Genomic DNA, 21,036 nt, shown 5'->3' with positions numbered 1-21,036 from the left:
GTTTGCTGCGGCGTCGTCAGGGCCTCGGGGGTGGCGTGCGTGGAACAGCTGCTCGAGAGCCACCCCTACGCCTCGCACATCGCCACCATCCGGCCGGGGGGGCTCCCGGGCTTGCGGGGCCCGCGGCCCGGGCCCCGCCCCGACGGCGGTGCCGCCTCCGTGAGTCTCGCGGAGGCGGCACCGTCGATCGGGTGGTGGTACGGATCAGCTGCGGGTGGACCAGCGCTGGTTCTGTTGCCCGTTGCAGGCCCAGAGGAGGAGCTTGGTGCCGTTCGCGGTGCCGGCGCCGCTGGCGTCGAGGCAGAGCCCGGACTGGACGCCGGTGATGGTGCCGTTGGAGTTGATGTTCCATTGCTGGTTGGTGCCGCCGTGGCAGTCCCAGATGATGGCCTGGGTGCCGTTGGTAGTGCCCTGGCCGCTGGCGTCGAGGCACTTGTTGCCCAACACCTGCAGTTGTTTGCCGGCGGTGTGGGTCCAGCGTTGGGCGGTGTTGCCGACGCAGTCCCAGAGTTGGACCTGGGTGCCGTTGGTGGTGCTGCCGTTCGGCACGTCCACGCACCGGTTGGACTGGGCGCCGACGACCTGGACGTTCTGCTGCGGATTGCCACCGGTCGGGGCGTACCCGGCAGCGGCGATGTTCGCCTGCACCGCGTCCTCGGTCGCCGCGGTCGGGTAGCCGGAGGTCATCACGCCCTCGTAGAAGGTGCCGCGGGCGGTGTTGCTGTTGTCGCCGCCGATGCCGAGCAGGATGGCGCCTTCCTTCTTCATCGGGTGGTAGCCGTTGGGGCGTCGTCCGTCGAAGTAGTTGGTCAGGCCGCCGGACTGCGCGTTGCCGCCGCGGATCGCCCAGTGGTTCGGTTCGCCCTTGACGATGGCGGTCACGAAGCGGTGGTTGATGGGCGCCATGGGGTTGTATCGCGGGTTCACTCCGGAGAAGAGTCCCCATTCCATGTCCATCATGATCCAGGGGCCGTTGCCGTCGCCGTAGCCCCACACTTTGTTGTTGCCGAAGTAGATGGTCTCCATGATGCCGATGTCGTCGGCCATGGCGTTCGTCTGCGCGTTGCCGTAGTCGAAGCAGCACCCGTTGTTGTAGTGCGTGCCGTCGAGGACGGCGTACATGCCCTCGGGCTGGTCGCCGGTCGCGATGCCGTTGGTGTTGTTGTTGCGGTAGCCGGTGCCCGGAGGGATGTAGACGCCGTACGCCTTCTGGCCACCGATCGTGATCGGCGCCGCCTTCGCGTCGGCAAGGTTGTCCGATCCGTCGGGACGTGGGCCGGGCACGCCGCCGCCGAGCGCCCGGGTGAGGCGGTTGTTCCGGCCGGACTGGTCGTAGATGATCGTGATAACGCAGTTCGTGTTGGCGCAGAACGAGTCCTGCGCGGCGGCGTTGACGACACCGCCCGCGCCCAGCACACCGATGTCCTGGGTGGCGTTGTCCGACGAGCGTTGGACCTGGTAGAGCGGGCCGTTGTACGCGCCGTACAGCGCCCGGGTGGTGCTGTGCGCGGCGACGCAGGGGGTGCCACCCGATGCGTAGATGTCGCACGGTCCCGTGCCGGCGGCGCGGGCGACACCCGGCGCGTCCGAGACCACGTAGATGCTGGCGCCGACGGCGAGGACCAGCAGGGTTCCCGTCGCGGCGAGCAGACGACTCAGTCGTCTCTTCACATTCATCGGATCCTCTCGGCGGTGTGGTGGAGCGTGGTGGTGGCGGGTTGAGCCTGTGTTGCCGGACCGATCCAGTTCGATACGGTTGGTGCCGTGGGCGGCGGTGGTTCGAGCCGCGCTACCGACCCAGACCGACGTCACACGTCATACCTGTTGACATTAATGCCCGTCCATTCGTCGCGCCACCGTTCGCGGGCCGTCGCATCCGACCCGGTCGACGCCCCGCTGGCCGGGGAACTTGCTGACTCGGGGCTTGGGTTTCCGGACGGATATGCTCGGCAGGGAAGAGGGTGCGTGCCCGTTTCGGGGCAAGAATCGATTCGAGGGCGCGGCATGAACATCGGGGAGATCGCCCGCCGGGCGGGGGTGTCCCGCAGCACCGTCTCCTACGTCCTGAGCGGGAAACGGACGTCTCGGAGGGGACCCGGCAGCGGATCCAGGCGGTCATCGACGAGCTGGACTACCGACCGAACGCCAGCGCCCGCGCGCTCAAGGAGGGACGCACCCGCACCCTCGGGCTGGTGATCCCCCCGGCCAGCCAGCGGTTGACCGACATGCAGCTGGGCTTCGTCGCCAGCGTCGTCGAGGCGGCCGCGCGCCACGACCTCGACGTGCTGCTGTCCCGTCCGGGGGCGACCACGACCGGTCGTTCGAGCGGATCTGCACCGGAGCCGTACGCCGGCCAGTAGGGCTATGTCGTGTCGGTTCGGGCTTCGAGGTAGTGGGTCCAGTCGCGGCTGGTGAGGCGGTTCCACTTTTCGGTGGTGCCGGCGCTCATACCGAGGAGGTCGGCGAGCACGGCGGCGGGGATGTCAGCGGCGAGGTCGAGCATGGCGGCGTTGCGGCCGAGGTGGGCTGTGATCCCGTTGCGGGTGAGAGTTCGGCTGAGTGCTTGCAGGGTGATCGGTGTGGTGGCTGGCCGGCCGGGGAAGAGCAGGTGCGGCTCGTGGTTGGGGAGGGCTGGGATCGAGGCTGGCCGGCTGCGGTCGTTGATGAGCTTGGCGACGATCGCCGCGACCTTCGGTGGCAGCGGGATTGGTTGCTTGCCGAACGTGATGGCGGTTGGAGCGTCCTTGCCGAAGGTGATGTCGGTCGTGGTCAGGTTGAGCACGCGTGTGAGTGTGATGCCGAAGAGTAGGACCAGGGCGCCGGCGACGCGGGCTTTGGTGGGCATCGTGGTGTCGTCGAGGCATCGGCGCAGCTGCGTCCAGCGCTGCTCGTCGGTGAGGAAGCGGCTGGGCAGGCTGGAGGGCCGGTTCGGAACGTCGAGCGCGGTGGTCAGGCGACGTTGGTTGGTCCATTTGATGAATGGTCGCAGGTGCCGGGCAGCTGGTCCGGTATCGATCCATCGGTCGATGTGCTGCTGGTTGATCGTTGCCAGGGTGAGGCTGTGCGTGTCGAGCCAGGCGAGGAACGCGGCGGCGATGTGGATGTAGCGGCGGTCTTTGGCTGCGGCTTGGGCGGTGCGCGAGCCGAATTGGTGTGAGCGGCGCCGGGCGCGGTGCAGCACGTGCCAGAGGCCGAACGGCTGAACGAGCTGACGGTGCTCGGGGGGTAGCTCGGTGAGGGTCTGCTTGAGCCAGGTCCGGGTGCGCTCGAGATGCTCGTCGCGGGTCGGGAGCACGTCGGCGAGGACGAGCAGTTTGCGGAGGTAGTGCAGGTGCTGGACGCCGGGGAGCTCGTCGAGGAGTTCGTGGCTGAGGTCGTCGGGGTGGGCGGCGAGGAAGGCGAAGAGCGAGCAGGTGCGGGGCCGTCGGATCCAGGTGAGGACGGATTCGGGGCGGTCGGTGTTGGTGAGTGCGGCGCGCACCGGTCGCAACTGGGCCGCGATCGTGCCGTGATCATCGGTGAGGAGGTCGCTGACTCGTTCGTCGAGCACGCACCAGGCGCAGCGCTGATCGGCGAAGGTGTGGCCGGCTCGTCCGCATCCGGTGCAGGTGTAGTCGCGTGCTCCGGCGCACGGGCCGCAGATCCGAGCGCCGCCGGCGTCGGTGCCGGTCAGCACGCGGGTCTCGGCGCAGTTCGGGCAGCGCGCTGGGTGTTTGCGGATGGTGTTGTAGCAGGACGAGCAGACCGGGCCGATCGGCCAGACGGCTTGAACGGTGCGGCGCTGCTGGCAGCCGGCGCACTGACGCTGTGGACGTGGAAGGCAGCCCTCGCAACGGAACCCGCTATGAGGCGTCTTGCGGCCGGGGCGGAATCGTCCGCATCTGCTGCAGGTGCCTTCCGCGCCGCGGTAGCAGCCGTTGCACAGATCTGGCTGGTCCGTGGTCGCGCGCCGGTCGATGAGGCGTGAGCGCCCGCATCGGCCGCAGACACGTCGTGGTCGATGCCTTTCGCGGTAGCAGGCTGGACATACCGGTCCGGCATCGGTGATCTTCTGGGTCCGTGCGAGCGCGCCGCAGTCGGCGCAGGCGCGCAAAGGCCTACCCTGAGCCTGGCAGCGTTGACAGCGCAGCGAACCGTCGTCTTTGCATAGGATCAGACGCTGGACCCGGCCGCACTGCGTGCACGGGCCGACGCGTTCCGGGTCAGGATTGCGACGCCGGCAATTGCCGCAGATCCCGGTCTGCGTGCCGGCGTGTGTGATCCGCTTGATCTCCTTGCAGATCTCGCACCGGCGAACGTAACGCCGGTGCGCGCACGAAGTGCAGATCCGTCCGTCGTCCTGCCGATGCGACAACACGCGCGTTCGCCGGCCGCACGCGGCGCAGACGGTCGGCGGAGCGTCGTAGCCCTCGACGTCGAGGATCGCGAACAGCTTCAGCAGCTGCAGCGGCCCGTTGCTGGCAGGAGTGATCCCGTGCGCGCTGAGGTGATCCTCCAGGGCCCAGAGCGACACCGGGGCCGTGACTCTCGCGGCCTCCATTGCCGCGCGAGCCGTGCTCGCGGTCAGCCCGGGGACCAGGGCGGTCAGCCGGGCGACGACCCGGTCGGCGAGGAAAGGGTCGGGCTCGCGGCGTTGGCGGACGCGGGTCATGGCGCCGGCTCTGGGCGGCGGATGGTGCTGCGCCGCGCGGTGGGCGCCGGCCCGCCGGCCGTCGCTGTCTTGCGGGTGCGTTCCTCGGTCGCCTCGACCTCGATGAGGTCGTTGGGCTGGCAGCCCAGGATGTCGCACAACGCGGCGAGCGTCTCCATGCTCAACCGTTGTGGCGGCTGGGTCACCAGCCGGAACACCTGCTCACGTGACAGATGGACGCCTCGCTCGGCCAGCAGTGGCACCAACTCGGTAGTCGCGAACAAGCCCCGTTCGGCCATGCGCAGCCGCAGCTGCCAACGGATCCCCATCGTCTTCACGTGAGCTTCCCGCCCCAGAGATCATCCTTGTGCTGCTCCAACTTGCGGTTGATCAAGCGGGTCCGGTACTCGTCGGAGACGCCGCTGTAGATGGCGGTGGTCGAGGCGTAGGCGTGCCCGGCCTGGTCCTGCACGAACTTCTCCGGATAGCCGAACTCGATCAAGTGCGTGACGTAGCTGTGCCTGAGGCAGTGCAGGTCCAGCTCCGACGGCAAGCAGGCAAGGTCGCGCACCTCGGCGAAGGCGAAGTTCAATCGGCGCAACGACATCCGGCCGCCTCGCTCGGTTACCCACAGCGCTGGATGAGCCTCGCCGACGATCCGCGGCCGGACATCGCTGAGATACTGGTCCAGCACCGGCACGATCCAGTCCATCTCCGGGACGGTGAGTACGGTGCGCCGCTTGGGTGGACTACCCCGCGACGACTTGCCCCACCGCACGAACACCGCACCGAACTGCCCCATCCTCTTGGCCTTCGGGTTGTGGCGGAAGTCCGACTCGTCCAGCCCGCACGCCTCAGCCCGGCGCAGGCCGAAGGCGTAAACCGTCTTGAGCACCGCCGCGTCGCGCAACGCCGCCAGGACGCCCTTGCGCTGATGCGTACGAATCTGTTCGACACGGCCGTCGGCTGCGTCGAACAGCGTCTGCACCTCGTCGTAGGTGAGGGGCCGCCGACCCGGCTGACCATCAGACTCCGTCACGTGCACGATCGAGTTCCACTCGTGCAGGATCTGCGCCGGCGCGCGGCCGAATCGCCGCAAGCACTCGCCCGCCCAGCCGTAGCGAGTGTCGGTGACGAAGTCGCAGAACATCCGCAGCGTGGTCTGGTAGCTCCTAGCCGTCGACACGGTGATGGGCCGCGGACCGGCCGAACGCAGGTAATCGAAGAACGCCTCGACCTCGGCCGGCTCCCACTCCCACGGATACTGGTTGGTGTAACGGTGAAACCGACGCACCGTCAACACCCGGCCCGCGATCGTCGACGCCTTCAAAAACCGCGTGCGCTGCTGACGCTGCCAGCCCTCCAACATCGCGTCGAAGACCGCGGTGGCCGGATCGAGATACGCCACCCCTGATGCCAACGTCAGGTGCACCGCTCCAGCCAGATCCACTGCTCGCTCCACGTTGCACTCAACGCAACATCGATGCGCCGGTTACGCAGCCCGCGCGGCATACCCTTGACGAGCACGCAACCTGCCAGAATGCTCCCGCCACCGTGCTGAGACCGAAAGGTCGAATGGTTGCATCCAATGCAACTCGGCCCATTCCTTGCTGGCCTGGGCGAGCAAAGTGCAGGTGATACACGCCGACCAGGTGGTGCCGAAGTCGTGGACGCTGCTGTCGTCCTTGCCGAGAGCGAGGGCCTGTACGGGGCCGCTGTCGAGTCGGAAGACGGGATATCGGTCGCTGCAGAAATCGCAGGACCGCGCTACCCCGGCCACCTCTGCGCTCGGCACAGGGTCCGGATCGTGGTCGTAGGAGGTGCGGGCGGCGGGGTGTAGGTGCCGGAGCCGGCCGGTCGCGTCGAAGTAGGTGTTCAGGATCCGGCGGCAGACGCGGCACGCCATCTCCCGCCGTAGGCCGATCGATGTACCAATGGCGGCATTCGGCCTGTACGCCGGGGATGGATCGTCATGGGAAGGGATGGAGTGAGACATCGGTTGAGGGATCCTCCGGTCGGGGTGGACCGGCTCGTCGTCATCGGGCGCGGGCCGGCGGGGGTGACGACCTTGACGGATCGGCGTGGGTCGACAGCCATGTGGAGCCGCTGCCGGCTTGGGGCTGATCCGGCCGGTGGCACAGCTATCAGGGCAGGTCAGGGCGGCAGATGTGCGCGACGTGGTCACCGAGCAGTGCCCCCGCGCCCATCCCGGGCGTGACCATCACGGCTTCTGGTCGCAGGTCGGGCAGGTCAGCCAGTCGCCCTCGTCGTCAGCCGTGACGTAGATGTCCGGGAGACGCAGGGAAGCTCGCCTGCGCAGGCGCATGCTGGCGGCGTCGGGAGCAGCGGTAGCAGTGACCACTGCTGCAGCGCTTCCGCGATCGGGTCCGCCGCAGCCAGCTCTTCGCTGGTATCGCCGTGAATCTGATGTGTGATGCGGGATCAGGATCTGCTGGTGCACCCAGTGTTTGAGGCGGGGTCTGGCGATGTCGTGATCTTGGAACGCACCCCGGCCCATAGGTCTGGCGTACGGTCGCGAACCGGGCGACGGACAATGCTGCGCCAGCAGCCGCCCCGCCAACCCGCAACGACGTTCTGATCCGGCGAGTTCCGCGCCGAGGGGCACAGCATGCACCAGCACGGTCAGCCGACGCCGCCACTTGAGACGGGGGGGGATTCTTCGGCTGAATTCTGCCGCGGGGGCGTGACGAGCATGCCCCGGATAAGCTGCCTGCCGCAGAGATCCCTACTGGACGGGCGAGGCGTTCTATGGACGTTGGCGGCGAGGACGAGGTCAAGCGACTGCTGGGCATTACCGACTGGCGCGGACTTTCCAAGGAGAAGTTCCGCCAGTTCGTCGCGATGATGCCGGACATGGACAAGGAAACGCGGATCAAACTGATCGAGCAGCTTCCCGAAGTCATGCGATTCGCCGCTGAAGTCGTGGCCGGTATGACCAAGGTGCACGACGCGACCCTCGCAGCCAACGAGGGAAGCCAGGCCCGCGTTCAGCAGACATGGGACGAGATCAGGGCGACGATCAGCGCTCAACTCGACCGCGACGACCTCGACACGGACGGGCGCGTTGCCTTGGCCGACCGGCTCATCCTGATCGGTGATCGGCAAGCCGAGGCCGACGCTAGGAACAAGACGTATCTGGACCGATGGGACAGCAAGAGGACGTTAGGGCTCCTCGCCGCAGCCGTCATCCTGACGACCCTCGCCGCCGGCGGCAAAACGGCACTTCAGAACGGCTCACTGCTGCGCCGGTAGTACGGACACAGTGCCGTGCTGCGGTGCGCTGAGGCTTGCCTAGTCCTGCGGTGACGGGATGACTGCCGCCTCTTCAGCCGGTTCGTCAGCCCGGAGCGCGGCGAGGAGAGCCGTGGCACGGTCGGTGGAAACGCGGACCCCATCGGTGCGCAGCCCTTTGATCAGGACCGACCGGGACAGCGTCACGCCTTGAGCGCTTAGGCGGTCCGCGACTCGACGTCCGGGGTCCATCAGGTCCGTAACGTCGGGGACCGACCGTGGCTGCAGCTGGCCGGCACCGTCCCGGCGTGTCGAGCGCCCGGCTGATTCCGTGGGCTGCGGGCCGGAAACCGTCGAGGGAGTCTCTCGCGGTCCCGGTCCGCTGTCGCCGACGCTCCGGACCTCGACCCGGTCGTTCGTCTCGACGGCCGACGACCCAGGAGTGCCCCCTGAGCCGGAGGGCGGAATCGACGTCCGCTGCGAGGACCACTCGGCGTTGACCTGGTCCGGGAGATCGTGGCCTTGGTCCTGTTCACTGCTGTCCCTGTCGACCGCGGTCCGGTCCTGCGCCGGGGCCGTCCGCGCTGTCGGGTCCGACCCTGCGGATAGCGCAGCGTCCGGCGCTGGTCGGGCGCGGACCTGCGCCGGGAATGCTTGCCCTGAATCGAACGTGGGGTCCGGCTCGGTGCAGGCGCGGTCCTGTGGTGATGAGGACTGGTCCGGGACCTGTCCCGTCTCGTGGTGGACCTTCGGGTGGGGCAGGGCGGGGACCGGGCGGCTGGTCCCGTGTTCGGCGAGCCAAGTCAGTTGCGCGAGGACGGCGCCGGTGTCGCCCCGCCGTGCGGCGGCGCGGACCGTGCGGCGTGCCAGCCGGCGGACCTGGTTGCGCCTCGCGGCGGTCCGCCGGGCCTGTCGTTCGGCTGCGGCCCTCCGCAGCAGGTAAGCGGCGCGAGGGCTGACACGGTCGCGGACATCGACGGACCAGGCTGCGGCGGTACTGGGCAGGTATCGGAGCCAGCGGCGCCAGCCGAACGCGGCCGGCGGATCGGGTAGGAGCCTGCGGCGGCGCAGTTCGACGCGGTGTCGGGCACCGCTGCGGATCTCCCAGACCACGATCCCAGCGAGGGACAGGACGGCAAGGAGCCCGGCGCCGACGCGGCTGGCATGTTGGTGGCCGAGGTAGTTGATGCCGGCGGCGGTAGCGGCGCAGAGCCAGGTCAGGGCGCGTGGGGTGCGGGCGGCTTCCCCAGCGAGGCGCATCTTCTGCGCGGTCAGCGCCATAACCAGTGCCAGACCCTCGATCGCGACGGCGACGACGATCCCAACGAGCATCGGCCAGCCGCGGGCTTGGGCTGCGGTGATCTGTCCGTAGACGGCGCCACCGACGGCCAGCAGGTACATGGTGGCGGCGTAGACGTCATCGGCGTGCCCCCGCACGTACCCGACGAGCGAAGCGGCTCGGTGCCGCCAACGCGCTGCCCGCTGCCGGGCGGCGCGGGCGCGGGCCTCGCGGCGGGCCCGCTGATCGGCGGCTCTCTCCTCGGACTCGCGGCGCTGGGTGGCGCGGGTCTGGGCGGCGAGGTGCTGCTGCCGCTCTGCTGCCTGGAGTTGACGCTGCATCGCGGCGTCAGCGGCGGCGATCCTCGCTTCCTCGGCGGCCTGGGCCTGCTGGGCGGAGAGGACCTGGCGGGCCAGTCGCCGGTCGCGGCTCGCCAGGTGCGCGACGGCCTCCAGGTCGACGCTCACCGGCCCCGCCCTCTCTCGCCAACGGCATCGCGGTAGCTGTCGAGGGGAGTCACCGCGGCCCCTGCGCGGGGAAGTCCGCCAGGGTGCCGCGGACGATGGTCGTCGGGTGGTGGGCGCGGGCGAGGAGTTCGTAGACCAGGTGCGGGTGGCCGCCGGCGAGACGGAACCCGACCTCATCGCAGGCCGCGCCGCGAACCGGCCGCCGGACCTCGCCGGGTGCCTGGACAGCGATGACCCACGTACGCGCCCGGTCGTTGTCGTAGGTCAGCTGATATACGGCCCCGTCGTCGCCGACCACGGTGAGCAGCGCAGGTCCGTCCGTGGTGAACAGGATTCGGTCGACGCGGGCAGGACCGTGCGCCAGGGCCGCGCCGACGGCGAGACGGAACTGCATCCAATCCATGATCACGAACGGCTCCGTGTCCTGCTGTCGGGCGTCGTCGGATCGGGGGCGAGTAGATGTGTGGTTCATGAGGATGGCTCCTGGGCGAATACACGGCGCGCCCGGACCTGCGGATGGGTCCGGGCGCGCGAATGTGCGAGAGAGGTGGTTTCAGGCGGTGGTGGCGGCGAGGTGCAGGGCCTGGATGGCCGTGGCCTCGAGACCGTGGGCGGCGTCAGCGTCGGAAAGGGTCTGGGCGACGGAGGTGACGGCGTGCATGACCCCACCGGCGGTGGGGTCGGCGCCAGCGATGAAGTGGGTGAGGATGTCGCGTTGCTGGTCCTCGGAGTACTTCAAGCGTTGCCCGACGATCTTGAGGGTGGTGCTGGGGTCGGTGATGGGGGTGCCGGCGGCGTTGTCGAGTTCGCGCAGAACCTCGGCGATGTAGTCGGCGTCGAGGAAGGCGGTGACCGCGTCGGTGGTGCGGGAGGTGATCAGGTCGAGGGTGCGGCGGGTGGTCTCCTCGGAGGCGGTGACGACCCCGTCTCCGCCGGTCATGCGGGAGCCGATGTGGGTACGACGCAGGGCGTTGCGGCGGATGACCATGCCGTTGCGGCACACCTCGAAGCGCACCCACGGAGCGATGCTGAACGCACCCGCCCCGGTCTCCGAGTTCGAGATCAGGAACCCGGCTGAGACGATCGGCAGTTCGGAGCCGGCCCGCCCGTCGAACGGGGACCGGTAGCGGGCCAGCAGGCGGGGCGCGGCGACCTGCGCCTGAGGGGAGTAGACCCGCAGGTACATCCGCCGGTCGGTCAAGTCGCAGCCGGCGAACTGGACCCGCACGTTCGCGCGCCGGATCCCGTCGAGAGCGGCGAAAAGGACATCGAGGTTGTCGATGCGGTGGTACCGGTCGGACAGAACCGCCCGCACAATGCCACCGCCGGTGTCATTGCGCAGGCAGCGGATGAGGAAGCTGCGGGGGTCGCGGGCAAGCCAGCCGTTGACGTTGTGGTCGAACAGGTCGGGGTGTTCGGCGGCGAGGCGCCGTAGGTACGCGACGGGGATGCCGAGCTTGTCGGCGAGGCCGGCGGTGGCGACGTCGTTGACTGTGTACGTGCCGGAGGTCATCGTCACCCCCTCCGGGCCGAGTTGCGGCTCGGTGCCGTCCAGGACGAGGTTGCCGGCGACGGCGCGCATCCGTCCGGCGCCGGCCTTGACGTCCAGGGCGCGGGTGGACTGGTCGGTGAGCATTCGGCGCAGCTCGTCGAGTTCGACGTTACGGTGCGCCGGAACAGTGATCATCGAAGACATGAGGGATGGATCCCTTCGAGAAGAGTCTGGAGATGGGGAGTTCGTTGAGGGGGTCAGCGGCCGGCGTCGGCGGCGGTTATGACGGCCAGGCGTAGTCGCTCCCACTGCTCGGGGCCGAGGGTGCCGAGCGCGTGGGCCTCGTCGAGGAGGTCAAGGGCGGCGGCGGTGTCGCCGGCGGTGAACGCGGCGTCGGCGGCGCGGAACGCCGCTTCGCCCTGCTCGCGGCGCAGCTGTCGCCACTGCAAGGGGTTGCGGGCCGGCCCAGCCTGGATCAGCACCTCGGGATGGGTCCGGGCATGGGCGTAGATCCACTCCCACTCGGCGGGGGTGGCGTTGACGATCTCGGCGACGTACCGGCAGCCGTCGCCGGTGACCCGGTGATAGCCGGGCCCGTACTCCTCGAACGCCAGCAGGATCTCCCGCTGGCGGATCAGCGCCAGACGGCGCTCAGGGTCATCGACCTCGGACACCAAGTCGGCGTCAGTGGACACGGGGCTCCAATCGGGAATGTCGAGAGCTGGCGCGGTGAGTGACCTCTTTCCGCTGCGGAGTCGGGTCGGCACGCGAGTCGGCGGGGGCCTACGCGCAGTGCGTGGACCCCCGCCGATAGCGGATCTTCAGATCAGGACTCGTTGCTCACAGGCTCGTCGTCAGGGTCTGCCTCTCGACGTCGGCCAGTTCATCGGCGTCCGAGAGGTCATCGGCCTCGGGGCCCGCTGCCTCCGGCTCCGTCGCCTCGGGCTCGGGCTCCTGCGCGGTGTGCGGTGCGGCGAGCACGTCGTCGTCCGCAGCGACGCCGTCGGCCTGCTCGGTCTCCGCATCGACATCGGCGAAGTCGGGATCCTCGGCGTCTGCGGTCGTGGACTCGTCGGTGTCTTCGTCGTTGGGCAGCTCGTCCTGCGGGTCACGGCCGAGCGAATCCCGCAGCGTCGTCTCCGCCTCGGAGAGGGTGTAGCCGTCGGCGATGAGCTGGTCGAGCCACGCCACTGCCGCCTCGTCATCCAATGCCCACGTCTCGTCGCGGGCCGCGTAGCCGAGGTTGCGTTCCTGGACGCAGATCCACTGCGCCACCAGGCAGCGGCGCAGCTTGTCCTCGCGAGCCATCGCGGCTGCGGCGCCGTCTACGCCACCAAGAGTTGCGTACAGGCCGTCGACGTCGTGGAACCGCAGCCCGTCCACGATGGTGGCCCGAAGTGCCTCCAGGAAGAGCCGCTTCACTGCCCGCGTGGACCCGTATGCGGTGCGGTAGAACTCCCGCCGTACCTCTGCCGCGACTGTCAGACCAGCGAGGTACTCGGCGCGGGCCTGCTCGGCTGCCTCCCGGCGGGCGCGCTCCTCTTCCGTGACCCCCCGACGGCTGCCGTAGCTCAGGCGCTGGTAGCCATGCCGGTCCGGCTCCGCGCAGTAGAAAGTCGTTTGGGCATGGTCGCCGATCTTCTCAACGAACGCTGCGATCCCCGCCAACGTGGGAAACATCTCTGGGTCGAGCGGGTTGCCGTTGGCGTCGGCGAGTTGCGTGGCGGCCACGGCCGTACCGCTGTAGGGGTAGCCCTTCGGCTTGGACGTCACCTTCACCCCGGCGAGCACCAACTCCGCCTTCGCCCGCTCCTTCGCCGCCGCGAAGGTCCGCTTCGACCGCTCGGCGGCGATGGCGTGCCGGAATCCCCAACTCGACCCGGTGCCCTTCAGGATTCGATCCAGGGCTGCCGGGTCCTCGGTGAACTCGGTGAGCGCAGAGGCATCCTCCAGCGTCAGGGTGCCGGCGTCGGCCGCGCCGCGCGCCGCCTGCGGCAACTCCCGCAGCTTCAAGGTCTGCTTCACCTTGGCCATTGGGATCGCCCGCACGGTGGCGATCTGCTCGGGCGACCAGTCCAGCAACGTCAGCTGGTGAAACGCCTCAGCCTCCTCCGTAGGAGTCAGTCCCACCCGGTGGCCGTTCTCGGCAAGCTGCGCGACGATCTGCGCCGCAGCACCTTCGTCGGAGGCGACCCACACCGGCACCTGCTCCATGCCGAGCTCGATCGCCGCGTACTTCCGGCGATGCCCGATGATCAACTGATACGCATCCGGCTGCTCCGGCACCGGAATGACGATCAACGGGCAGAGAACTCCCACGACCGCCATCGAGGCGGCCAGATCGCTCAGGTCCCCGACGTCCGTACGCAGGTTGCGTGGGTTATCGACCAGCTCACGGGGGTCAAGGTACTGGGCCCGGACCAGCAGGCTCGCAGGGTCCGCGAGGGCGGTGACCTCGGCGACGCTGAGCTCGTCCGGTACGGGTCGGGACAACAGAGTGGTCGTCATAACAAAGAACGTCCTTTCCAAGACCACAAGGACGCCCTACCCGGCGCGGGAACGACCGGGTGGGCGGTGCTGGCCCGATCCGCCCGGCCGGCCGATCGGCGCAGCCCCGCACAGGCCCACCCCACGCTCCTTACGACGCGCAGACGCGGCTGCGACGGTGGGCCTTGCGGAGCCAGCCGCGGCCGGCCAGGATCGAGGGCCAGCAACCGCAGCCCGGTCTGCCGCATGAGGGCAAGTCGGGCATCGACGATCAAGCTGCAACCGGTTGCCGACGTTGAGCAGAAGGCCTGCTAGACGCCGAGAGGACGCCCAGCGACCTGATATTGGAGGCCCGGCTGCCCGCCGCCGAGCCGGTTATAAACTTCGACGACTACCGCTGCCTGATTCGAGCGACTTCGTTGATAGTGAGGATGGCTACCTCACCGCCTCAACCGCCGCGCGCAGGGTGCCATGAGCGTGCCGCATTCCGCTAACCCTTGCAGCGTTCCGCGCGTATTTCGATGGAGCGACGCGCCGCTTAAGCGAGGTTATGCGACACGATGGTCTGTCGAGCTTCAGGCTCGAATTTCGCCGTCAATTTCCATCGACGGCTGTTGTGTTAGACCTACCTTGCGGATTCGTACGTCAGGATCCCAGCGGACCTACTGAGGTCGGATCCTGCTGCCGCGAGTGCTGCCCACGTGGCCCAAAGGCGTCAGGCCATGGCTGACATGCGGATTCTGGCCAGCGCGATGATCAGTCGCGCGTAGACCCGCCCGCGATCAGTCGGGCGATGCGGCTAGCAGCCTCTCGTTAGTTGGCACTGTTGCCGGTGGCAGCGTGGTGAGGAGGAGTTCCTGTGCCGGGCCGCGTCCGGTCCGCGAGGAGGCGGTGTAGTTCAGTGTCACGATGCGTTTGCTGATCCGCCAGGACTTGACACCGTTCAGGTCGCGACTGGCCCTCGATGGGTGCATCGCCTTCGCTGCATACAACGCGTTCTCCGTGAGCAGTCGCTCGTCGTAGTCGTACGACAGAATCCAGCGGTACTGCATCTCTTGCCGGAGGTACTCCGCCAGGTGATGATGTTGGAGCGTGCCCATCCAATCGAGATCTTTGCCCGCCTGCGCTGCCTGACCATCAACCGACCCCCGGTAAAGCTTGCCCGATTTCGAAAGGTAAGGCGGGTCGAGGTATGCGACAACGCGGTCGGGGAGCAGCGTCTTATAGTGCGAGGCGACGCCGTGGAGCGTGGTCTTCCAGTCCGATCGCCAGACGTCCGCGATCCTTCTCGTGTCGTAGAGGTGACCGATGTATTCGAGCCGCTCGACTAAGCTCTTGAGGTTGAATCGGCAACCAATGCCGTACTCCGAGGTCTGTGCGCGACCGCCGATAGGGCCGGCCTGACCGTGGAGGATCCCTGAGAAGGTGGTTCGGTTTAGGAACATGCACTTCGTGGCGAGTTCGAGGTCCTCAGTTGAACGACTGGTGCCAGGAGCCGCTGACCAGGCGCGCCAATAGTCCCAGCGTGCCAGTGCTGTCGCCCCGCCAGCGGCGACGTGAGTCGTGTGCTCGTCAGTGATGCGCTCGACAAGCTCCTGCGTGCGTGAGGCAGCCACCTGCCAGAAGGCCGCCACCATCGGATCTGCGTCCGCAAGTAGCGCCCGCTCGACGATGCCTGCGCCGACCAGTCTGAGAGTGGTCGACGCACCGCCAGCGAAGGGCTCTACCAGGAGGTCGACTCGCCTGACTTGAGCGGACCGCTGAGCGGCTGCGATGAGTTCGCCGATCACGTTCGATAGTCCACTTTTGGCGCCCGGGTAGCGCAGCGGACTTTGGTACCGGCCCGCGGCTAGAGAGTGCGTGACCTCGGCCGGAGCATGGTCGATCTTGCGTGGTGTCGTTCCAACCGGAACCAGAATTTCCGCACGCGCCGAACCTTGATCGCGTACGGCAGCTATCACGGTGATCATGGTATCAGGTTGGTGCTGTGGGCCGTTCCGTCGAGACCAAGCCGTTTGGTGGCCACCAGGCGCAGTACGTCGGTGCCGACGCCGATGGGAAACGCTGCCTTCCCATGTGCGGCCGCCACCGGGATGACCCCGTCGATGTACATGGAGGAGCCTGTCCGATCGATAACGTCGAGGATTGCTGGGAGCGTCGGGTAGTCCTTTGGGTCTGGCTGTCCCCCGTTCACGTCGTAGGGCGCACCGGACGGTGGCATGACCGTCGGAACCACTACCCGCCCGTCGAGCGCCCGATAGACGAATTTGCGTCCCCAGTAGGTCTCCTTGCCGTATGCACGAGCATTGGTCGCGTTGGTGACGCGAGCGATGATCTGCTCGTCGCAAACAAGCAGGTCGCCAGGGGTCAATACCTCATGGCGAGCCAACTGACGCGCATAGTCGACCATGGCACCGGTCTTTTCGATACCACAGACGAATGGACCCACGCCCGGTGTGGTTGCAGCCATCGCTTGGAAAAAGTCGAGGGCGCGGCCACGCAGCTTGGCTGGAGGACCGTACACAGCAAGCGGCCCATCGACGATAAAGAGCGTGCTAGGCAGTAGGTCCTGACGGGACTGCTCCCACAGAAGGGTGGCCAGCCCGACGAGCACAAGGAGTTCGACAACCGACATGAGCCGGCCGAGGGCGGACTGGTTGCTTCCCTCCTCGCCCACTTCCTCGTGGATGCGTAGGACATCGGTGGGCAATAGCCAACTGCCGCACGCGTCGCAGGCGACTCCGGCCGGCGGGACGCGGACGTCCTTGCTGCAATTTTCGGTCGGGCAGTTCACGGGCACCGTTGACGCAGGCACGCCCGGCTTGCCGTGTAACAGGAAGAGCAGCTCCAGCAAGGTCTGATTCAGACGGTTGACTTCGACCTTCTTCGTACGGAAGAGCTGGTCGATCGCCTCTCGCCACGAGGTCGCGATGTCTACACCCTCGCGGGTGTAGGCGCCGGCGACCGGGAGGTCGAGCGTCACGAGCGCCGTGTTAACGGCTCTCGCGATCTCGTACGGGTCGACAAACCGCTGTGCCTTTTGCGTCTCAAGGATGCTGAGGTCGAGATACGCAGCCGCAGCTTGCGCGAACCCGTACAGTACCGACGGCAGCCCGTCCCGCACCCGCTCGACAACGTACGACCCGTCAACGGCGAGCGCAGACGACAGCGACGGTGCGGAGGAGTTGAAGTCGCTGCGGTGCCGGACTTGCTTGCGGATCTCCTCGACATCGCGCAGCACCTCGGCCGGGACGTGAAACGTGCGTTGATCAGCGATGGCGCGGACCGCAGCGGTCGAGTGCCCGAGGCGTGAGGCGAGTTCGTGCGTCCCTGCGACGGTCTCGTATGACATCAGGCAGCTGACCCCTCATCGTTCGGAGTCAACGGAGGATCACCTGCGGCCGCGCGGGCTTCGTTGACGAGTTCCAGGTCGTAGCGATCGATTTGCACCGGAACGATGTACGGCGACGACAGGGTCTTGAGCCTTACGTAGCCGCGGTCCTCGGAGGCGATGATGGCGTCGGAGAACGAGCCGAAGTCGTAAAACTGGGCGAGCTCACGAACTTCTTTTGTGTTGTTCAGGTGCGCGACCACCCAGTTGGCGGTGTTGGCCTTCACCTGGTGCGCGACGCCCGAAACCTCTTGGGTCGCGTACGTCATACCGAGGTTCAACTTGCTCGCCTCCTTGGCGAGCTTGACCCAGATGTCTCGATCATCCTTATAGCGGTCCGACGAGAAAAGGTTGTGGGCCTCTTCGAGCATCACCTGAATGGGCGGAGGCTCCTGCCCGGCCGTGAAGACGGAGGTCTGGCGCTCAAGCAGCCGGGCGGTGATCGATTCGCTCAGCGCCTTGGTGATCGCGCTCGCTCCGACGTGAAGGTCGACGATGACGATGCGTCCTCGAACGAGTTCGTCATAGATCTCGATTGCGGGGTCATTCAGCGTCAGAGGGCTGTGGAATGGGCGAAGCGGGTTGAGGTTCTTCCAGCCGCGGACGTTGCGGTTTTGGCTCTTCGTCGTGAAGATCGGCTCCACGCTTGTCCACCGGACGTTCTTCGTGAAGTCCACGGCGTTGGCGTCACCCGCCTCGCGAAGCGCCACGATTGCATCCACGACGGCTTCCACGTCCGAGGCACCCACGGTCACCATGTTGGCCGTCGATCCTGCCTGGGTGAACGGATTACGGCGAAGCTTGTCCGTAATGGCCTGCTGAAACTCGGCCTTCATGTTGATGCGAGCTCGAAACTCAGGCGGCACTTCGAAGCCTGCGCGCATGAGCGCTCCGTAGAGGACGAGTCTCGCACGCTGCGCATGCGTGGTAGCGGACCGATCGTTACGAACGTCCGCGTAGGACGCTCCCGCGAAGTCCTTCACATAGCCCGCGTCGTCGGTGCTGAGCTCGCCGGAGATGAGGCTCTGAACCGCGTCGATCTGGTTCTCGGAGAAAAAGTTGATTGAGAGGGGCTTGACGTGCGGCTGCGACCCGTCCGCTCCGAACTTAAAGATTCGGACATGGTTCGCGCCGATCGCGGCGATCTCGGTGCCGTCCTGGGTGTTCGGGTTCGCGTACTCACCCTGCGGGTCGAAGATCAACTGTCCCACGGGAGGCTTGCCCACTGAGCGCTGACGCTCCGAGATGGCGAACGTACGAGCAATGATGATCTTCGCGGTGTTTGACTTGCCCATCCGGGTCATGCCCAAGAGGGCGGTCTTGTGACCGATGAAATCACGGATGTTGACCTCGACAGCGGCCGTGGCCTGCTTCGATGCCTTCGCCCGGCGACGAGTCGCCGAGTACCGAACAGCGCCGATGCGGACGCGTTCCACGGGGCGATCCGTCGGTTTCAGGTACGACGCGATCGCCGAGAGGCCCTCGCCGACCGGCTTCAGTACCCGGTAGGTGGATGTGGCGTAGAAGTTGTCGACATCGGCGCCGAACTCGAGCACCTTCTGGCCTTCGACGTCATCCTCGTAGAAGGTGCCGAGGATTCTGCAGCGTAGCCCGGTGAAGGAGACGCGGTTCTTCGTGAACGGGTCCATCTCCACGTCTAGCACAACGGACGGCGATGGGTTCTGGCTGTTTGAGAGGGCGGCGCGGAGAGACTCCTCGCGCACGGCGTGAAGGTCACTCTCCATCGACAACGGCGACGTCCCCTCGACACGCAGCAGCAGGACTTCGTCGTCATCGACCTGCGGGGTGTTGATGTCCTGGGCCGTGGCGAGCAGGAACGAGTGCTGGGGAATACCGCCCGCATCGAACTTCCAACTGTCATGCGTGAGCACGATCGCCTCGGTGTAGCCGATCCGGTAGACCGCGCCAATCCGAGTAGATCGATCATCAGCTAACAACTGCGAGTTCAGCAACGAGCCTGCGCCGACACCGGGTATGAGATTGGTCACGCGGGCTCCTCTGCGCGATCGAAATTCCTAGCCTGATGGACGTCTCGTAACGCGGTAGCTGGTCCATGATGGATCGTATCGGCTTCTGGGTGATCACGACGGCCCGCCCGGCGTGGGCTTTCCGTTCACCGGGCTGCAGCCCACTCAGTCCCGCACGCTGGTCCGGCTGGTCATTGAACGTGACGGGGACGCAGTCGATGATGGCCGGCCGGTACGGCAGTAGTCTCTCGACGTCGCCGATCGGGTGCTGGTGGTCGCCGCTCACTGGCACACGAACCTGACTATGCGCCAGATCGGCCCGCTGTTCGGAGGGGGTGTCGCACTCCGCCGCGCGTAGGGTCAGAGAGACACTTGACTTCTACTCGCTTTGGCCCCGGTACGCCGGCGCCGGGTCGACCAGATCGCCATCGTCGACGCCCGCCGACAACCGTAACCGCTGCGTGCCAGCGTCTCACCGCCGCAGGATCTCGTTGATCGAGGCAAACAGGCTCGCAGCGGTGGCAATGCCGACCGCCCACGCTGCGTCGTGCGCGGCCACGACTCCGGCAATCGTGGCACTTGCAGCCGTTACTATCATGGCCCATCGCTGCGGCCCACTCTGAGTAGGTGTCGGTGACCCGGGTGTGCAGGTCATGAACTGTTCGCTCCTTGTTTGCAGTGAGGCTCAGCGCCTTAGGTGCCACCAGCAGACCAGTTCGCGACAGCTCCGTTCTCGACAAACTCGCGGGGCTCCAAAGCTCGCGCCGGTCGGTACGGTCACAAGCCATGGCCCGTAAACAAGCCAGCGCCGCCGATGCCGCCTTGATCGCCGCCACGGGCGAGTGCGGAGCGGCACCTACTCCCACTCAGCTCGAACGGTGGCGTGCGGGGGGTCTGCTGCCGCGTAACGTGCAGCACGGCGCTGGCCAGGGTCGCGGAAGCGTCTCCACCGTCCCGCCCGGGGCCGTCGAGCTGGCGATCTGGCTGACTGCTCACGCCCGCCCGGGCCGCCGTCCCGACGACCTCGCGCTGGAAGCGTTCGCAGCCGGCCTGCCGGTCCCTGAGCCAACCGTCCGTGCGGCCTTGGTTGCGGCGTCCACCGACTTTCGTCTGGATGTCCCGCCAGAGCCAGACACAGGAGCGATGGTCGGTCGCAGCGACTGGATCGCCGAGGTTGCACAGGAGTACGCCGCCGAGCATGGCGGAAGGAGCGTGCTGCTGCCGCGCCGGATTCGCGACATTGACGCTCGCATCGCCGGTGCGGGCATCCCCTTTGCGCTGCCCGAACTGGCTCCCTTCGACAAGGGCACCTACGACACGGAGCCCTACACCAGTCGAGACCTTCTCACCACGGCCGTCGCTGCTGTCTTAGGAGGCACCAGCGAGTTGGCCGAAGGGGATCTCGCCGCGATTTCGCGGGCAATGGCCCCGCCCGGCGCGGCCGTCCCAATTGCATCCATGCTCGAGTACCCCGACGACGCCCCTCGGCTGGCAGACATCAATGATGGGCATGGCCTGACCCTCCTGCCGGCTGGCGACGCGCGCGAGGAGTTGAAGCGGGTCATCGCTGAGGCGTCACTCGCACAGTTGCGAGCCGCCTGGCAGGCCGTTGACGAGATGCAGCGGTGGGCGGTGTCGTTGTGTGACGCCGTCGAGGCTGAGCTCGACGGGCTGGCCGCCAAGCAACCCTTGCCGGCGTACCCAGGTCTTCACGGCTGGTTCATTGGCATCACGTTCGGCCTCAACCGGATGCTGCTGCGCCTTGCCCTGATCGAGCCGGAACCGACCACGAAGGCCCGAGCGGCCACCGCGATGATGTTGCTGAACATGGCCACCGGAATGAGCCGCTTGCGGGTCATGCTGCCCGATAGCAGGTTTGACTTGATGCCGCAGCTCCTGCCGCCGTTCCTGCAGCACCTAGACGAACTCGTCGCTGCGAACCTGCCTGTTAGCTTGCGCCCATCGAAGGTGGTCTGACGACTCCTTGAAGTCGCGCTGGTGCTGCCGGGCGTCGCAGGGCTGGGTCTGCTTGGTGTTACGGTCGGTGTGC

Annotated in this window: 17 protein-coding genes and 1 pseudogene; 5 read left to right on the top strand and 13 right to left on the bottom strand. The window is 67.2% G+C overall.

The window, feature by feature from the left end:
* Positions 1 to 204: 204 nt before the first annotated feature.
* The gene (locus AB0I89_RS26720) at positions 205 to 1,677 is read right to left on the bottom strand and encodes an arabinofuranosidase catalytic domain-containing protein (protein ID WP_357132246.1); all 1,473 of its coding nucleotides are present in this window, start codon (positions 1,675 to 1,677) and stop codon (positions 205 to 207) included.
* Between the two features lie 156 nt (positions 1,678 to 1,833).
* On the opposite strand from AB0I89_RS26720, the gene AB0I89_RS26715 reads away from it, so the two are divergent.
* The gene (locus tag AB0I89_RS26715) at positions 1,834 to 2,196 is read left to right on the top strand and encodes a LacI family DNA-binding transcriptional regulator (RefSeq protein ID WP_357103867.1); all 363 of its coding nucleotides are present in this window, start codon (positions 1,834 to 1,836) and stop codon (positions 2,194 to 2,196) included.
* The gene (locus AB0I89_RS26710) at positions 2,193 to 2,360 is read left to right on the top strand and encodes a hypothetical protein (RefSeq protein ID WP_357132242.1); all 168 of its coding nucleotides are present in this window, start codon (positions 2,193 to 2,195) and stop codon (positions 2,358 to 2,360) included. Before AB0I89_RS26715 ends, AB0I89_RS26710 begins: the two co-directional genes overlap by 4 nt.
* A gap of 2 nt (positions 2,361 to 2,362) precedes the next feature.
* Here the strand turns inward: AB0I89_RS26710 and AB0I89_RS26705 are convergent, their stop codons facing one another.
* The 4 genes from AB0I89_RS26705 to AB0I89_RS26690 form a co-directional block, all read right to left on the bottom strand.
* A complete protein-coding gene (locus AB0I89_RS26705) occupies positions 2,363 to 4,651 on the bottom strand; it encodes a hypothetical protein (RefSeq protein WP_357132239.1) in 2,289 nt (762 codons plus the stop codon).
* The gene (locus AB0I89_RS26700) at positions 4,648 to 4,959 is read right to left on the bottom strand and encodes a helix-turn-helix transcriptional regulator (protein ID WP_357104827.1); all 312 of its coding nucleotides are present in this window, start codon (positions 4,957 to 4,959) and stop codon (positions 4,648 to 4,650) included. The genes AB0I89_RS26705 and AB0I89_RS26700 overlap by 4 nt, the downstream gene beginning before the upstream one ends.
* 5 nt (positions 4,960 to 4,964) lie before the next feature.
* Positions 4,965 to 6,080: a tyrosine-type recombinase/integrase gene (locus tag AB0I89_RS26695; RefSeq protein WP_357103859.1), complete on the bottom strand. Its 1,116-nt coding sequence runs from the start codon at positions 6,078 to 6,080 to the stop codon at positions 4,965 to 4,967.
* Positions 6,081 to 6,851: 771 nt separating this feature from the next.
* Complete coding sequence (locus AB0I89_RS26690) at positions 6,852 to 6,992, bottom strand: hypothetical protein (protein ID WP_357132235.1); 141 nt, start codon at positions 6,990 to 6,992, stop codon at positions 6,852 to 6,854.
* Between the two features lie 407 nt (positions 6,993 to 7,399).
* On the opposite strand from AB0I89_RS26690, the gene AB0I89_RS26685 reads away from it, so the two are divergent.
* On the top strand, positions 7,400 to 7,903 hold the full coding sequence (locus AB0I89_RS26685; RefSeq protein ID WP_357132232.1) for a hypothetical protein: 504 nt from the start codon (positions 7,400 to 7,402) through the stop codon (positions 7,901 to 7,903).
* Between the two features lie 39 nt (positions 7,904 to 7,942).
* Here the strand turns inward: AB0I89_RS26685 and AB0I89_RS26680 are convergent, their stop codons facing one another.
* From AB0I89_RS26680 to AB0I89_RS26645, 8 genes are all read right to left on the bottom strand, one after another.
* Positions 7,943 to 9,628, bottom strand: a complete 1,686-nt coding sequence (locus AB0I89_RS26680) for a DUF2637 domain-containing protein (RefSeq protein ID WP_357132229.1) — start codon at positions 9,626 to 9,628, stop codon at positions 7,943 to 7,945.
* A 49-nt stretch (positions 9,629 to 9,677) separates the two neighbouring features.
* Positions 9,678 to 10,022 (bottom strand): hypothetical protein, encoded by a 345-nt coding sequence (locus tag AB0I89_RS26675; protein ID WP_357132226.1) that lies wholly within the window; start codon positions 10,020 to 10,022, stop codon positions 9,678 to 9,680.
* A gap of 159 nt (positions 10,023 to 10,181) precedes the next feature.
* The gene (locus AB0I89_RS26670) at positions 10,182 to 11,315 is read right to left on the bottom strand and encodes a DUF932 domain-containing protein (RefSeq protein ID WP_357132223.1); all 1,134 of its coding nucleotides are present in this window, start codon (positions 11,313 to 11,315) and stop codon (positions 10,182 to 10,184) included.
* A gap of 62 nt (positions 11,316 to 11,377) precedes the next feature.
* A complete protein-coding gene (locus tag AB0I89_RS26665) occupies positions 11,378 to 11,794 on the bottom strand; it encodes a hypothetical protein (RefSeq protein WP_357132220.1) in 417 nt (138 codons plus the stop codon).
* A gap of 166 nt (positions 11,795 to 11,960) precedes the next feature.
* Positions 11,961 to 13,628: a ParB/RepB/Spo0J family partition protein gene (locus AB0I89_RS26660; RefSeq protein ID WP_357132217.1), complete on the bottom strand. Its 1,668-nt coding sequence runs from the start codon at positions 13,626 to 13,628 to the stop codon at positions 11,961 to 11,963.
* A 761-nt stretch (positions 13,629 to 14,389) separates the two neighbouring features.
* Positions 14,390 to 15,577, bottom strand: a complete 1,188-nt coding sequence (locus AB0I89_RS26655) for a DNA adenine methylase (RefSeq protein ID WP_357132214.1) — start codon at positions 15,575 to 15,577, stop codon at positions 14,390 to 14,392.
* Positions 15,574 to 16,959 (bottom strand): hypothetical protein, encoded by a 1,386-nt coding sequence (locus tag AB0I89_RS26650; RefSeq protein WP_357132211.1) that lies wholly within the window; start codon positions 16,957 to 16,959, stop codon positions 15,574 to 15,576. Before AB0I89_RS26650 ends, AB0I89_RS26655 begins: the two co-directional genes overlap by 4 nt.
* A complete protein-coding gene (locus AB0I89_RS26645; RefSeq protein WP_357132208.1) occupies positions 16,959 to 19,007 on the bottom strand; it encodes a DUF87 domain-containing protein in 2,049 nt (682 codons plus the stop codon). Before AB0I89_RS26645 ends, AB0I89_RS26650 begins: the two co-directional genes overlap by 1 nt.
* Before the next feature lie 68 nt (positions 19,008 to 19,075).
* Here AB0I89_RS26645 and AB0I89_RS26640 point away from each other — a divergent pair.
* Together AB0I89_RS26640 and AB0I89_RS26635 are read left to right on the top strand one after the other, a co-directional pair.
* A pseudogene (locus AB0I89_RS26640) lies at positions 19,076 to 19,422 on the top strand (transposase family protein); the annotation flags it as partial.
* 350 nt (positions 19,423 to 19,772) lie between these two features.
* Positions 19,773 to 20,963 (top strand): hypothetical protein, encoded by a 1,191-nt coding sequence (locus tag AB0I89_RS26635; protein WP_357132205.1) that lies wholly within the window; start codon positions 19,773 to 19,775, stop codon positions 20,961 to 20,963.
* The last annotated feature ends 73 nt before the right edge of the window (positions 20,964 to 21,036 follow it).

Origin of the sequence: Micromonospora sp. NPDC049801, from assembly GCF_040656575.1 — a bacterium.
Classification (GTDB): Bacteria; Actinomycetota; Actinomycetes; order Mycobacteriales; family Micromonosporaceae; genus Micromonospora.
Note: the sequence above shows the minus strand (reverse complement) of the source record. Positions and strands in the feature narration are given on the sequence as shown.